Source organism: Streptomyces sp. NPDC044984, from assembly GCF_040646935.1.
Taxonomy (GTDB): domain Bacteria; phylum Actinomycetota; class Actinomycetes; order Streptomycetales; family Streptomycetaceae; genus Streptomyces.
In genome coordinates this window covers 134037-149277 of the sequence record NZ_JBEZBE010000010.1, presented here as the reverse complement: position 1 = coordinate 149277, position 15241 = coordinate 134037, and the positions used below count along the sequence as shown (strand labels likewise).

9 protein-coding genes and 1 pseudogene are annotated in these 15241 nt (G+C 76.7%); 8 read left to right on the top strand and 2 right to left on the bottom strand.

The genetic code is table 11. The annotated features are described in order from the left end of the window. The first annotated feature begins 74 nt into the window (after positions 1 to 74). A pseudogene (locus AB0A94_RS13780) lies at positions 75 to 640 on the top strand (DUF998 domain-containing protein). Positions 641 to 778: 138 nt separating this feature from the next. Here the strand turns inward: AB0A94_RS13780 and AB0A94_RS13775 are convergent. Beyond that, complete coding sequence (locus AB0A94_RS13775) at positions 779 to 949, bottom strand: hypothetical protein (RefSeq protein ID WP_361743538.1); 171 nt, start codon at positions 947 to 949, stop codon at positions 779 to 781. Between AB0A94_RS13775 and AB0A94_RS13770 the strand changes: the two genes are divergently transcribed. After that, positions 930 to 1874, top strand: a complete 945-nt coding sequence (locus tag AB0A94_RS13770) for a PP2C family protein-serine/threonine phosphatase (RefSeq protein ID WP_361743535.1) — start codon at positions 930 to 932, stop codon at positions 1872 to 1874. The two genes, AB0A94_RS13775 and AB0A94_RS13770, sit on opposite strands and share 20 nt — an antisense overlap. After that, entirely contained in the window at positions 1774 to 2244 is a 471-nt protein-coding gene (locus AB0A94_RS13765) for a DUF4396 domain-containing protein (RefSeq protein WP_361743532.1), read from the top strand. The genes AB0A94_RS13770 and AB0A94_RS13765 overlap by 101 nt, the downstream gene beginning before the upstream one ends. Before the next feature lie 12 nt (positions 2245 to 2256). Here the strand turns inward: AB0A94_RS13765 and AB0A94_RS13760 are convergent, their stop codons facing one another. Continuing rightward, positions 2257 to 2469 carry a hypothetical protein gene (locus tag AB0A94_RS13760; RefSeq protein WP_361743529.1) on the bottom strand — a complete coding sequence of 71 codons (213 nt, stop codon included), beginning with the start codon at positions 2467 to 2469 and terminating at the stop codon, positions 2257 to 2259. 310 nt (positions 2470 to 2779) lie between these two features. On the opposite strand from AB0A94_RS13760, the gene AB0A94_RS13755 reads away from it, so the two are divergent. Genes AB0A94_RS13755 through AB0A94_RS13735 form a run of 5 tightly spaced genes read left to right on the top strand, consistent with a single transcriptional unit; the run spans position 2780 to position 15183 of the window. Then, a complete protein-coding gene (locus tag AB0A94_RS13755) occupies positions 2780 to 3634 on the top strand; it encodes a DUF4132 domain-containing protein (RefSeq protein WP_217133906.1) in 855 nt (284 codons plus the stop codon). Further along, complete coding sequence (locus AB0A94_RS13750) at positions 3631 to 8679, top strand: hypothetical protein (RefSeq protein WP_361743525.1); 5049 nt, start codon at positions 3631 to 3633, stop codon at positions 8677 to 8679. The genes AB0A94_RS13755 and AB0A94_RS13750 overlap by 4 nt, the downstream gene beginning before the upstream one ends. 35 nt (positions 8680 to 8714) lie before the next feature. Then, entirely contained in the window at positions 8715 to 9884 is a 1170-nt protein-coding gene (locus AB0A94_RS13745) for an AAA family ATPase (protein ID WP_361743522.1), read from the top strand. Between the two features lie 5 nt (positions 9885 to 9889). After that, positions 9890 to 13432, top strand: a complete 3543-nt coding sequence (locus AB0A94_RS13740) for a DUF5682 family protein (protein WP_361743519.1) — start codon at positions 9890 to 9892, stop codon at positions 13430 to 13432. Beyond that, entirely contained in the window at positions 13429 to 15183 is a 1755-nt protein-coding gene (locus AB0A94_RS13735) for a hypothetical protein (protein ID WP_361743516.1), read from the top strand. The genes AB0A94_RS13740 and AB0A94_RS13735 overlap by 4 nt, the downstream gene beginning before the upstream one ends. Positions 15184 to 15241: the final 58 nt, after the last annotated feature.

Here is a 15241-nt window from a genome sequence, read left to right as displayed (position 1 = left end):
TACGCGCCGGCCTGGCGCGCCTCACCTCCTGAATGTCCACCGGAGGGCGGTCGGGTGCGCCTTATGGTGTTTCGATGCCGCTTGTTCCCAGATGGGTCCTCTTCTCCTCGGGGTGTGCGCCCCTCCTGCTGATCGGGGGCTGGACGATCGCGGCGTCACTGGAGGGGCCCGCCTACGACCCCGCCACTCAGACGATCAGCGTCCTGGCGGCCTACGGAGCCGCGGGGTCCTGGGTGATGACCGCCGCGCTGCTGGCGCTGGGCGCCTGCCATCTGCTCACCGCCTGGGGGCTGCGGGCGGCGGCGACGGCCGGACGCGTGGCGCTGGCCGGCGGGGGAGTGGCGGCGCTGGTGGTGGCGCTGCTGCCGGCGCCGAGCAGCGGGGGTCCCTGCGCCACGGTTCGGTGGCCGCGGTCGGATTCGCGCTGCTGGCCCTGTGGCCGCTGCTGGCCACCGGTGGCGGTGTCGCTCCGTGGGCGCTGCGGCCGGCGGCCTCGGCCGCGGCGACCGCCTTGATGGTCGTCGGCGCCGTGTGGTTCCTCGTGGTGACGGCCCTTCAGTCCCTGTGGCCCTTCGTGGTCGTCGTCTCCTGCCTCCGTCATGTCGGGGGCGACGGACGGCCCGCGGTTCGGGCGGACTGACGGGGTCGGTGAGGCGCGGGCCGCGGCGACCGCTGCCCGGCCGCGTTCATGGCCTCCCTCGGCGTGGGCGACCGAGCCCGGCTCCCCGGCGGCCCCCGCCCGGACAGCCTGCCCGGAAAGCCGGCGGCGGGGACGGCGTCAGCAGCCGTCGCGGTACGGCGTGCCGGGAGCGATGCGTTCCCGGTACGCCCGGGTCGGCGGCGGAATCCGCCCGCAGACATGTGCCGCCACCCGGTGCGGGTCCAGGTCCCAGGTGCGCCGGGTGCCGTCCCGGCTGACCGTGTGCAGGGTGTCGTCGCCGTCGAACACGGCGTCCTGGACCCGCCCGGTGTGCCCGCGCAGCGTCGCCTTCGGGGCCCGGCCCGGGACGTCCGGCGGGGACCTGTACGCGGTCCGGGCCACCCGTTTCGGGACGCGGGTACTGCTGGGCGACGTCCGCGGCAAGGGCCTGGACGCCGTCTCCACCGTGCCCGTCCTCCCGGGCGCGTTCCGGGAGGCGGCGGAACGGGCTCCCGACCTCGCCGTCCTCGCCCGGCGACCGGACACCGCTCTGGAGCGTGAGGCGCCCGGCCGCGAGACCGACGTGCTCGAGACCGTCTTCGCCACGGCACTGCCGCTCGAGGTCCCCGCGAGCACCCACGCGATGCGCCTGCTCAACCTCGGACACCCCCCTCCCCACCTGGTCCGCGGCACCGGCACGGGCACGGTGGGCGACACGGAGCCGGGGCTGCCCCTCGGTCTGGAGCACCTGTACCGCAGCCGCCCGGCCGTCACCGAGGTGGCCTTCGAGCGGGACTCGGTTCTGATCATGGTCACGGACGGTGTCACCGAGGCCCGCAACCGCACCGGCGACTTCTACGACCCCCAGCGGCACCTGCCGCGTCTGGTCCCCTTCCCCGCCGCGCACACCGCGGCCGGTGCGGTGCCGGCCGACGTGAAGCGGTGGGCCGACGGGCCCCAGGCGGACGACCGGGCGATCCTCGCCGTCCGGCGCGACACCTCCGGCCCGCAGGAGGAACAAGCCGTTCGGGCCATCCCGGAACCCTTGGGAATATACCCCTGGGGGGTATATGTTGCTCCCGGTGGGCCGACACGGCCCCCGAGACGCCGAATGCCGAATGGGGATGAAGGCCATGGACCACAGCACGCATCACGCCACCGGGCACGGACACGCGTCCTGGGCGACGGCGGTGAAGGCGACGCTGCACTGCCTGACCGGCTGCGCCATCGGTGAGATCCTCGGCATGGTCATCGGCACGGCCCTGCTGTGGGGCAACGTACCGACCATGATCCTCGCGATCTTCCTCGCCTTCGTCTTCGGCTACTCCTTCACCCTCTTCGCGGTGATGCGGGCGGGCCTGTCCCTGGGGGCCGCGGTCAAGGTGGCGCTGGCCGCCGACACGGTCTCCATCGCGGTGATGGAACTGGTCGACAACGCGATCATCGCCCTGACGCCGGGCGCGATGGACGCGCACCTGTCGGACGGGCTGTTCTGGTCGGCGCTGCTCGGCGGCTTCGCCGTGGCGTTCGTGATCACCACGCCGGTCAACAAGTGGATGATCGGCCGCGGCAAGGGCCACGCCGTCGTCCACGCCCACCACTGACCGCGGAACGCCTCAGCGCTCGCGGTCCAGGACGCGGCGGGCCGCCTCGGCCTCCGCCGCCGACGGGGACAGCTCGTCGAGGGAGTCGAGCTCGGTGTCGGACTCCAGTTCCCGCTCCCAGGCCGCCGCCAGCCGTTCCTGTTCCTCGCGCGGTCTGCCGCTGACGTCCTCCCGGTGGCGGGGGTCCAGAGCCGTGAGGAATCGTCCGACCGGGTCCGTGGGCATGCCGTGCTCCTTGTCGTTCCGTCGTTCGGAAGGGGCCGCGCTACCGACCCAGGATGGCCAGCCGGCCCCGGAGCGGCCGCCCGACACGGCCTGCGACCACCCTGATGGCCCCGCCCCGCCGGCGGCGGCCCGCACGGGACCGCCGATGCCGGGCCGGTCGGGCCCCGCGGGGCGTCCCGCTCGCCGAGCGCCCGCTCCATCGCCCCGCGCCACGGCGGTGCCCGCCCCGGGACGAGGCCCTCGGGACCCGTTGTCAGAGCCCTGCCCTACAGTTCCCGTCACTTGATCACTGCGGGTGCGGGAGGCACGCATGGGGTGGGTGTCGGCAGGCGACTACGAGGTCGCCCTCGACGACGGCAAGGTGGTGTGCCGCAACGCGGCCGGACGGCGGCTGAAGTCCGTACCGCCCAAGATCGCCGACGATCCGGCGGTGGTGGGGCTGCGTCAGCTCACCGAGTGGCTGGAGCGGCACGAACGGCAGTGCCTGGCCGATGTGGAGCGGTGGATGGTGCGCTCGCTGCCGGTGCCGTTCGCGGTCCTGGCGCGGGTGTGGCCGGACCCCGCCTGGCAGGCCGCCCTCCGCGACGTGGTGGTCACGGGCACGGACGGCGCGGTGGCCGGATTCCTGCGGGACGCCGACCCCGAGCGCGGCCTCGGCCTGGTCGACCTCGACGGTGACACCGTCCGTCTCACCCCCGGCCTGGTCCGCCTGCCGCACCCCGTGCTCCTCGACGACCTGGAGGAGCTGCGGGAGTTCGCCGTCGAACTCGGCGTCGAACAGCGCGCCCAGCAGCTGTTCCGCGAGGTGTGGCACCGGCCCGCGGCACTCGACGCCGAAGCCGCCTCCGTCGAGGACTACGCGGGCGGAGCCTTCAAGGAACTGCGGTTCCTGCACGGCCGCGCGACCCAGCTGGGCTACCGCGTGCGCGGCGGCCACGCCGTGTGCTCCGTGGTGGAGGACGGCCACGCCGTCGAGGCCCGGGTGTGGGTCGGCGACTACGACGGCTACGAGGAGACGGAGACCGGCCCCCTGGTCTTCACCGACCCGGCCGGCCGGGTGCTGAAGCTCGGCCGGGTCGGGCCGGTGGCCTGGTCGGAGGGCATGCGCATGGCGGCCGCGCTGTACGCCGGACGCGACATCGAGGACGAGGAGCGTGCGGCATGACGACGTACGACGGATTCACGTACGACGAGACCACCTCCGCCGCGCTGCTCGACGCCGGCGCCGTACTGCCCCCGGGCACCACGGACCGGGAGGACGCCGACGTCCTCACCGTCCGCACGTACACGCACGCCGCGCTGGACGAGCGGAAGGTCGTGCGGCTGGTGCCGGGCACGCTGGGCGAGGCGGAGGACCTCGCCCTGGACTTCCTCGGACTGGTCCGCGAGCCGGAGACCCGCGAGGTCGGGCAGGTGCGCCGGGAGACCCTCGGCTTCCCCGCGTGGGCGCTGGTCAACGACCCGGCGAACGGGCACCACGCGCTGGCGCTGGTCAAGGACGTCGAGCGGCTCGCCCGGCAGGCCAAGTCCCGCCCCGGCACCGCGAAGGAGGGCTTCGAGGCGCTCGGCGAGCGGCTCGGCCGGGCGGTGCCGCACTTCCTGCCCACCTTCTACGAGCAGGCCGCCCGCGTCTTCCTCCAGCATGAGAACACCACCTACGCGGCGGCGTTCTTCGGCAAGGCCCGTGACGCGGAGCGGGTGCACGCGCTGACCGTGGACGAGGAGCGGCAGCGGGCCGTGTTCCTGGAGTTCGCCTTCGCCGGGGCACTGACGGTCAAGGCCCTCAAGGAGCACGTGAAGGCCCTCGCGGCGCGGCTCACCCCGGCCGAGGCCTGGGCCCAGTTCCGGCAGCTGACCGTGGAACGCTGCGCGGCCGGCATGCCGCCGTACGCGTCGCTGCCCCAGGACGCCCGAGCCCTGATCAAGGCCGCCGACCTGGACCGGGTCACCGAGGAGTGCGCCCTGGTCGCGGACCTGCTCGCGTCGCCCGCGGCGGTCCGGGCCCCCGCGTCCTTCTGGAACACCTACCGGGCGACCCTCGTCGTCCTGGCCGAACGGCGGCCCGCCGTACGCGGCCGGCTGCTGGAGATCATGCCGGCCGGGCTCGGCCGCTCCACCGAGGACGACGAGTTCTGGCTGGCGCTGCTCGCCGAGACCGGCGCCGACCGGCTGCTCACGGGCGAGGACGGGGCGGCGGACGCGGCCGACCCGGCGGACTGGCTCAGCCGCTGGGCCCTGCACCGCAAGCACGGCGGCACCGTCAGCGACCGCTCGCCCGCCACCCTCGCGCTCGTGGAGCGCATGGCTCCGCGCCTGCGGGAGCAGGGCCGTCCCGTCGACCTCTTCACCGGCCGCTGGCACGCCGGCGCCGACCTCGACCTGCTGGACCTGTGCGTGGCGCGGGACGTGCCGCTGGCCCCGCCCGGGGCCGGCACGGAGGTCCACCTCGCCCTCGGCCAGTGGCTGAAGGACACCCGGCCCGGGCGGCGCGACCTGACGGCCGTCGCGGCGGACCGGCACGGCCGCCGCATGCTCCACGACGCCGTCGGCAACCAGCACCGCCGGCACACCGGCCAAGGGCTGCCGGAGGGAATCGCCGGCCACCCCGTGCTCGCCGACGTGCTCCGCGAGTGGCTGGACGACGCCGCCGGCGAGCTGGACGGCGCGGCCGGTCTGGCGGCCGCCCGCGCGGCACTCGGGCGGCTGAGCCCGTTCCGCAGGATCGCCGCACGGATCAGCCCGGGGGCCGTCGCCCGGGCCGCCGCACTCGACATCGCCCCGCTGCTCGGCAACACCCTGCGCGCCGGCATCCCGGACGAACTGGGCTGGCCCGCCCTCGACGAGGCGCTGCGCCGGCTCGACGCCGAGACCCGGCGCGACGGCGAGGACACCCTCGCCGTCCACGAGGCGTGGCCTGCCCTGATCCTCTCCCGCCGGCACAAGGTGATCGTCGTGGGACCGCAGGACGTCCTGCTGGAACACGACCTGCGGCTGCCCGTCGAACTGGACCGCTGGCAGCGCCCGTCGTTCCGCTACACCGACGGCGAACTGCTGGTGATGTGGCGGCAGGACAACAAGCAGTACGGCTACTGGTCGGCCCGCCCGGCAGAGGTGTTCCCGCTGGGCGGCGAGAAGCTCCCGCACTGGTACGGCAGCGGTGACGCCGGCGAGACCTCGATCCCGCTGCCGGACGGCGGCCGCGCCACCGGCGGGCGCGCCCTGCACGCCGGAGACACGGTCCTGCCGCCCGCGCGCCGCATCCTCGGGGACGGCACCTCGTACTGGCGCCAGGGACGGCAGGGGCCGCGGCAGGTGTGGCTCGAGTACGACCCGGCCACCGGCACGCACGGCCGGGCCTCGCTGCCCGCGTTCCTGCGGTCCGGCATCCGCGACGACGCCACCCTGCTCCAGCAGCACTGCTCGGTGCTGCCCCTGCAGCCCGGTCTGGAGGACAGCCCGTTCGGCACGGACGGCACGGTCCTCGGCCGCTGGGTGCGCACCGAGGGCGAGGGCGACGAGGCCCGCACCACCGTCGGCACGCCGGACGGCCGGACCGTCACCCTGCCGGCGGCGCGCGGAGGGACACCGGGCGTTCCGGTCGGCGCGCTGCGGCTGCCCGGCGGCGTCGAGCCCCTGGTCGTCGCCCACCACCGTCAGGTCACCCTGTACACGACGGACGACACCACCGGTGTGCGGGAACTGGGCCGGCTGACACCGCTGGAGCGCGGCGGCGAGTTCGCCGCCGGCACGCGGCTCGTACCGCCGGTCGACTTCTGGCACGCGCTGCGGCCGCGCGACGAGAACGCCTCGGCGCTCCTGCGGGCGCTGAGCGACGAGCAGGCCGGGGAACTGCTGCGCGCCGGGGCCCGTGTCCTGGCGGAGCGGCAGGCCGAGATCGCGGCGGCCAACCGGGCGGACGCGGCCTCCGAGGCCGAGGACAGCCGGGCGGCGGACACCGGCAAGCCCGTCGTCCCGAGCGCCCAGGAGGTCCTGCGCGAGGTCGTCTCCCGCTGTCTGCCCGCCCTCACCGAACCCCGGATACTCACCGGCGTCACCGCTCTGGTGCACGCGGTGCTGCGCATCGGGGAGTCCGTCACCGCGTTCGTGGCACCTCCGGTGGAACGGACCGGGACGGATACCCGGCACATCGTGGGCATGTTCGCCGACTACAGCCCCGAGGACGGCGACGACCAGACGCTGCGCGAGGCGACCGCCGGCCTCGCCGAACAGCACGGCTGGTGGGGCGGCGAGCAGCGGTGGAGCGTGCTGCGCCAGATCCGCGCCGTCAACCACGTCCTGACCGGGAAGCCCGCCGACGGCAAGGCCCTGCCCGGCAACGCCCGGCTCACCGGCCCCGCCGACGGATGGCACAGCGACGCGCGCACCGTCCCGGCCGAGGGCCCGGCATGGCCGTCCCTGCTGGCCGCGCTGCGCCCGCTCGCCTACCGCGCCGCCTCACCCACCCTGACGGAGACGCACCGCCGGGCGCTGCTCCTGCTGTTCGAGGCGATCACGGAGGGCCCGCTGGCCACGCCCGGGGGCGCGCTGCGCGAAGTCGTGCTGAGCGAGCCGCGCGGCAAGCAGGACCGCGCCGGCCAGGTGTTGCGCCGCGACGGCCGCACCGTCGTCGTCCTCGGCTGCCGGAACGTCGACCACCGGCATCAGCGCGTCAACTGGCTGGCCCTGGACCACGACCCGGCCGGCGCGTTCGGCGCGATCGCGCACTTCACCCTGGAGCGGGAGACCGCACACCCGCCGGTGTTCCCGGCCGACGCGCTCGCCGAGGTGACCGCGCTCGTCCGGGACAAGGGCGCGGCGCCCTGGCAGCCGGAGGCCCCCGCCGCCCTGACCGCGGCCACGCGCGGCAACCTGGGTCCCGTCCAGGCGGCCCTGCTGCTCGCCGGGAAACCGCCGCAGCTCACCGACGAGGTGATCGCCGCCACCGGTCTGAAGCCGCGCCAGAAGCAGCTCGGCGACGCACTGCTGGGCTCGCTGGAGCCCGGCGACCGCCTGGCGCTCATCGGCGCGCTGCTCCCCGGCGACCCCGCCGACCTGTGGACCGCCGGACCGGACACGGAAGCGGCGGGCCGCGTGTGGGCCGAGCGCCTCGACGGGGTCGTCCGCCTGCCCGAGGACCTCGCCGCGGAACTCTCCCCGGCCGGTGTGCCCACCGACTCCGTCGAGGAAGTGCTCAACCCGCACCGCACCCCCTGGATCAGCCGCACCACCGTGCAGCGACCCGACAAGGACGGCGACCTCGTGGCGGAGGACCCCCGGGCCCTGCCCGGCCGGTACCACCTGACGCGCGCCGTGGCCGCCCTGGCCGGGCTCGCCTACTCCCTGCCGTACGGGCACCCCCTGCGCGCCGCCCTGCCCGAAGGACTCACCGCGCTGCGCCGCCGCGTCGCGGACCCCGCACTGCTGCTCGACCTCGACCTGGAGTGGACCGAGAAGGGCACGCCGACCGCCGCCGAACTGCGCAAGGCGTACGGACTGCCCGCCACCGGCGGCGCCGACGCGCACGGCCTCACCCCCGTCGGCGAGGCGCTGGTGCTGCGCCCCTGGTACGGGAACCAGGAGACCGTCCTGGTCCGCACGAGCGCCCTCAGCACGGTGGACGACCCCCTGTTCGGACTGATCGAGGGAATCGTCGGACCCGGACGGCGCGACGGCATGCACGCCCTGCGGACGATCCTGGGCGACGAACTCGCCCGCGCCCTCGCGGCCGGAACGGATCCCGAAGGGCCCACCGGTTACGCCCAGGACCCCACCCTGAGCGTCCCCGCCCTGGTCACCGAGGTCGCCGAAACCCACGGCCTGGGCGAGGACGCGGCGGCGCTCTACCTGCAACTGCTGGCCCTGCCCGACCCGACGGACCGCAACCGCGCCCGCTGGACGGGCTGGAAGCCCGCCCGCACGAAGAAGGCCCGCACCGAACTGGCCGCCACCGGCCTGGTCGTCGAGGCGAAGCGGGCCCGCGCCGGACGCACCCTCTTCCTGCCGTGCGGCTGGCTCGACCTGAAGTCCCCCGCCCTGCCGGTGGAGGTCTGGAAGCAGGACCTCTACCCGGTCCACGACCACTCCCACGCGGTGCCGCTGATACCGGTGCCCGAGCTGTTCACGCGCGCCTGGGACCGCGTCCGCGCCGGCGACGCACCCGCCTACGAGGAACTCACCACCCGCGCCACCCGCAAGGGCCGCCGCCGATGACCACCGTCCACCCGCACCCGGAAGAACCCGCACCGATGACCACCACCCCGTCCCCCTCCCCGGCCCGCCAGATCGTCCCGCCCGAGGACCGGTACGCCACCGAACTCGCCTTCCTCGCCGCGTACGACGACGGGCCGCGCCCGCCCGCCTGGCGGCTCAGTCCGCGCGCGGTCGTCACGTTCGTCATGGGCAGCGGGGGCCGGGCCCTGAAGCTGCCCGAGGGTGCCGGGGCACCCGACGGAGTCCCGAGCCGCCTGGTGATCGAGGACAAGTTCGTCGGCGACCGGGCCCTGGTCGAGCGGTGCGTGGTGACCCTCGCCGGCGAGCGCGGCCTGCTGCTCGTCGGCGAGCCCGGCACCGCCAAGTCGATGCTGTCGGAGCTGCTCTCCGCCGCCGTGTGCGGCACCAGCGGCCTGGTCGTGCAGGGCACCGCCGGCACCACCGAGGACCAGCTCAAGTACGGCTGGAACTACGCGCTGCTGCTGGCACAGGGCCCCACCCGGCAGGCGCTCGTGCCGTCCCCCGTCCTGACCGCCATGTCCCGGGGCGCGATCGCCCGCGTCGAGGAGGTCACCCGCTGCCTGCCCGAAGTGCAGGACTCGCTGGTGTCGCTGCTCTCCGAGCGGCGGATCGCCGTGCCCGAGCTGGCCGGCACCGAGGACGCGCTGGCGCACGCGGCACCCGGCTTCAACCTCATCGCCACCGCCAACCTCCGCGACAAGGGCGTCTCCGAGATGTCCGCGGCCCTCAAGCGCCGCTTCAACTTCGAGACCGTCGGCCCCATCGGCGACCTCGACGCGGAGACCGCGCTGGTGCGCGGCCAGGCGCGGGCGTCCGTGGAGCGCGCCGGGGCGCCGTTCCAGGTCGACGACGCCGTGCTGGAGGCCCTGGTCACCGCGTTCCGGGACCTGCGCGAGGGCCGGTCGGCGGAGGGCTGGGAGGTGGAACGTCCGTCGACGGTGATGAGCACCGCCGAGGCGGTGTCCGTCGCCGGCGCGCTCGCGCTCGCGGCGGCCTACTTCCCGGGCGACCGCGACGTCCTCGGACTGCTGCCCGGGCACCTGCTCGGCGTGGTCCGCAAGGACGACCCCGCCGACGCCGCCCGGCTGCGCGGCTACTGGGACGGTCCCGTCCGGCGCCGCGCCGAGCAGGGCTCCGCCACCTGGCGCACCCTGTGGGACCTGCGTACGGTCCTGGAGGGCTGACGGCCGTGTCCCTCTCCCACGGGGCCGCCGCCCCGGACGGCCCGCCCGTCCCGCCCGACGAGGCGCTCGCCGCCCTCACCGGCCCGTCGGCGCCCTACCTCGTCGGCGTACGGCACCACGCGCCCTCCCTGGCCGCCGCCGTGCCCGCGCTGCTGGACGAGGCGGAGCCGGAGGTGCTGCTCGTCGAACTGCCCGCGGAGATGCAGCAGTGGCTGCCCTGGCTGGGGCACGAGGAGACCCGGGCCCCCGTGGCGCTCGCCGCCGCCCCCGGCGAGGGCGGCGACGGCGGACCGGCGTTCTACCCGTTCGCCGACTTCTCGCCCGAACTGGCCGCCGTGCGCTGGGCCGCCCGGCACGGCGTGCCCGTGGTCGCCTGCGACCTGCCGCTCGCCGACCGGGCCTGGTCCGGAGGACGCCGGGAAGCGGGGCCGCGGGCCGGCGGCCCCGGTATCGCCACCGCGCTGCGGACCCGGCTGACGGGCCGCCCCGGGGACGACCTCTGGGACCGGCTCGTCGAGGCGACCGCCCCCGGCTCCCCGCCCGAGGCCCTGCGCCGGGCCGCCCTGCTCACCGGGTGGGCCCTGCGCGAGGACGCGGTCGCCTCGGGCGGCGTCCCGGAGCTGGACCTGCGGCGCGAACGCTGGATGCGGGCCAAGCTGGCCGAGGCCACCGCACGGGGCGAGCGGGCCGCCGTGGTGGTCGGCGCCTTCCACGCCCCGGCGCTGCTGCGGCAGGACACGGCGGGGGAGGAGGACGGAACGACGCCCGAGGACCCGCAGCGACCCGTGTGGAACACCTCGTTGATCCCGTACACCTACGCCCTCCTCGACGAGCGGTCCGGCTACCCGGCGGGCATCCGGGACCCGGAGTGGCAGGACATGGTCCTGCGCGCGGCGGGCGACCCGGCCGCGCTGGAGGAGGCGCTGACCCGGGCGGCCGTACACGTCTGCGCCGAGCTCCGGAGCCTCGGCCACCCCTCGGGACCCGCCGACGCCCGGGAGATCAGCCGGCTCGCCTCGGACCTCGCCCGGCTGCGGGGCCTGCCCGCGGCGGGCCGCGGCGAACTGGTCGAAGCGGTCCAGACGGTGCTCGCGCAGGGCGAGCCGTACGGGCGCGGCCGGGCCGTGGCGCGGGCGATGGAGCGGGTGCTCGTCGGCACCCGCACCGGGCGCCCCGCCCCCGGGGCGCCGCGCAGCGGACTCGTCCCCGCGGTCGAGGCCGAACTGGCCCGGCTCGGCCTGCCCGGCCCCGAGGAGGACGGCCCCGGCCCCGCCCGGGACCTGCGGCTCGACCCGCTGCGGTCCGACCTCGACCGGCGCCGTGAACTGCTGCTGCGCCGGCTCACGGTGTGCGGCGTGCCCTACGGGGAGGTCAGGGAGGTCGTTGGCGCGGGCGGCGCCGAGGCCCTCACCTCCCGATGGGAGGTGCGCTGGACCCCCGCCACGGCGGCCGTGCTGACCACGGCCGGAGTGCGCGGGGTCACCCCCGCGCAGGCCGCCGAAGGAGTCCTGCGCGAACGGCGGCGCCAGGAGCGCGACGAGGGCGGGCCGACTGCCGCACAGGCCCTCGAAGGGCTCGAACGGGCGGCGGAGTGCGGCCTGACCGGGCTCGCGGACGAACGGCTCGGCGACGTCGCCGACGTCCTGCCCCGGGCCGGCACCCTGCCGGAACTCCTCGCCGGGCTGGCCCTGCTCGACCGCCTGCGGGCCGGTCACGTCCCGGGACTCCCCGTCGGACCGGACCGCGAGACCCGGGCGGCCGCCGCCGCGGAGCTGCTCACGGCGGCGGCGGTGCGGCAGGTCGACGGACTGACCGGGTCCGAGGACCCCGCCGACGCCCACGCCCTGCTCGAACTCTCCCACCGGGCCGACCCGCTGGGCGGCATCCGGCTCGCCGACGCCCTGGAGCGCCTGTCCGCCGGTGGCTCCCCGCTGATGCGCGGCGCCGCCGGGGCCGTACGCGTCCTGCTCGGGCACGAGGAGGCGCGGGTCTTCGGCGACCGCGTGGCCTCCTGGGTCGACGGGGCCACCGACCCCGACTCCCGCGCCGCCCTCACCGCCCGGCTCGGCGGACTGCTGACCGCCGCCGGCCCCCTGCTGGAGGCGGCGGCCCCCGCGCTGGAGCCCTTGCTCACCCGGGTGACCGAGCTGCCCGACCGGGCGTTCCTCGACCGGCTCCCCGCGCTGCGCGGCGGCTTCGACACCCTGAGCCCCGCGGCCCGCGACCGCCTCCTCGCGGCCGTCGAGGAACGCCTCGGCACCGGGCACGTCGCCGACACGGACGACGTCGCCCCGGCCGCCCTCGCCACCTGGACCGCAGCGGACTTCGCGGCCCGCGAGACCCTGCGGTCGCTGGGCCTGCTGCCCCCACCGGGCGGCGGTCCGTCGAAGGGCGCGCCACAGCGCCCGGAGCGCGGTGCCCCGGAGGCCGCCGGGGAGCACACCCTCGCCCCCGCCGACCGCTGGCGCCTCCTCCTCGGCCGCCGCGCCGACCGGCTGCCGCCGTCCGCGTCACCGCTCGCCACCGCGCTGGACGAGCTGTACGGCAGCGGACGCGGCGAAGGCAGCCGGGGGGACCTCACGGGCCCGGGAACCGGCGGGGGACGGCAGGCGCCGTACCCCGGGGTGCGGGAGTGGTCCGAGGAACTGGCCGCGCTGTTCGGGCCCGGTATCCGGGAGGAAGTGCTGGCGGCGGCCGCCGCCTCGGGCCGCAGGGACGTCCTCGCCGAGCTGGACGCGGACGGCGTGCGGCCCTCGGTGGACCTGCTGCGCACCGTCCTGCGGCACGCGGGCGGACTGCCCGAGGCCCGGCTGGCCGCACTGCGCCCGCTCGTACGGCGGCTGGTCGACGCGCTGACCCGGCAGCTGGCCACCCGCCTGCGCCCCGCCCTGCACGGCACCGCCCTGCCCCGCCCCGGCAGACGGCCCGGCGGCGGCCTTGACCTGCCCCGCACCCTGCGGGCCAACCTGGCGACCGCGCGCCGCGCCCCGGACGGCACGGTCCGGGTGATCCCCGAGCACCCGGTGTTCCGCACCCGGGGGCGCCGGGCCGCCGACTGGCGGCTGATCCTGGTCACGGACGTGTCGGGCTCCATGGAGGCGTCCACGGTGTGGGCCGCGCTGACCGCCTCCGTCCTGGCGGGGGTGCCGACCCTCTCCACCCACTTCCTGGCCTTCTCCACGGAGGTCATCGACCTCACCGGGCACGTGGACGACCCGCTGTCGCTGCTGCTGGAGGTCAGCGTCGGCGGCGGCACCCACATCGCCGCGGGACTGCGGCACGCGCGCGAGCTCGTCACCGTGCCGTCGCGCACCCTCGTCGTGGTCGTCAGCGACTTCGAGGAGGGCTACCCGCTCGGCGGTCTGCTCGCCGAGGTCCGCGCACTGGTGTCGGCCGGCTGCCACGTCCTGGGCTGCGCGAGCCTCGACGACACCGGCCGGCCCCGCTACTCCACGGGAGTCGCCGGTCAGCTGGTCGCGGCCGGCATGCCCGTCGCCGCCCTCAGCCCGCTCGAACTCGCCCGCTGGGTAGGGGAGAAGATCGCATGAGCCCGGACCTGCCTCCGGTCGTCCCGTCCGTCACCGCCGAACTCGTCGCGGCGCTCTCACCCCGGCTCCGCAAGCGGCTGGACGCGGGCGTGGCCAAGCTCCTGGCACGTCCGGCCGTCCGGGAGGGCGACACCGTGCGGATCGCCGTCGACGACGACGGGACCGACGTCGTCCTGCGGGCGCCCGGCGGGACGGTGACCGGCGCGGACGCGATCCACTGCGGGTGCCTGCTGGCCCCCGGCTGCCTGCACCGCGCGGCGGCGGCCTCGGCCGCACCGGTCGCCGAGGAGGCCCCGGCCCCCGCCGGGGTCACGGAGGCGGAGGAAGGGACGGGGACGGCGCGGCCGGAGCCCGACGCCGCCACCGCGGAACAACGTGCCGCGGCCCGGGCGGTGTTCGACGCGGCCGCGGCCGTCCTGGAGGCCGGCACGGACGGTGCCGGCGCCGTGCTCCAGGCGGAGCTCCTGCACGCCGCGCACACCGCCCGCCTCGCCGGCCTCCCGCGGGCCTCGGCCGCGGCGGTCTCCGTGGTGACCGGGGTGCGCGCGGCCCGCTCCGCCGACCCCGGACACCGCCTCACCGACCTCGCCGGCGCGCTGGCCGGTGTCCTGGGCGTCGCCCACCGCCTCCCGCACGCCACCGGCCCGGACCTGACCGAACTGCGCGGCACGGTCCGGCAGCCGTACCGCCCGGACGGCTCCCTGCGGCTGTACGGACTCTTCTCCGAGCCCGTTCTCACCGCGACCGGATACGCGGGCGCGGTCACCTGGACCGCCGACGCCGACGGACGCCTGTACACGGTGTCGGACGTGGCGCCGGGCGGGCCCGCCCGGGCGACCGGCGCCGCCGACCGGGCCGTACGGATCGGCGACACCGCCCTGACCCACCGCGAACTGTCGCGCGCGGGACTCGCCGTGTCCGGGGCCACCGTCTCCCCGACGGGCCGGCTCGGCGCGGGGGCGGGGGTGCGGGCGGTCCGCGCCTCCGGCGCCGCCTGGCGCGCCGAGCCGCTGGACCGGTTGTGGGCGGTACCCGCCGCCGAGCAGGTGGCCCGGGCGCTGAGCGGCGGGCAGGACCTGCTGTTCCTGGAGGTGACCCTCGCGGGCACGGTGCGGGAGGCGACGGGCGACTGCCTGCTGGCCGACTGCGCGGGCCTGCCCCTGCGGCTGGCCACCGCCCACGACGATCCCGCACTCCCTCACCGTGACAACCTCCGTCTGCTCGCCGCCGCCGGAGGCATCCGGCTGCGGATCGTCGCGCGCCTGGCACCGGGGCCGTGTCCCCGCGCCCTGCTGCTCGCCACCGAGCACCCCACCGATCCCGGCGCCCGGGTGGACCTCGGTCTGGACCGCCTCCGGCGCGCGGACCTGCCCGCCGGCGCGGTCGCGCCACCCGCCCGGGCCATGGCCACCGGCGACGAGGCCCCGCTGCACCTGCTGCGCCGCCGGGTCCACCAGGCGGTACCGGGGGGCCGCCGTGTCCTCGCCCTCGCCGGGAACCGGCCGGGCGACGGCGCCCGGCTGCGCCGTCTCGGCCTCGCCACGGCGGGCGACCTCCTCGACGACCTCCACGCCGCCGCCGCGGACCGCTCCCGCGACACCTTCGGCCGCCTGCTCCCGGCCGACACCGGCCACTTCGCCCGGGCCTGGCTCGCCGCCGCCGTCTACACCGACGAGGTCGAACGGGCCCTGTGCGCGGCCGCCTGGGGAGCCGCCGTGAACGAGGTCTCCCCACCGGGCCGGACCCCCTGAGTCGGCACGGTCCTCGGACGGAGCCGGGACCCCGCCGTGGGCGCCCACCGGAACCGGT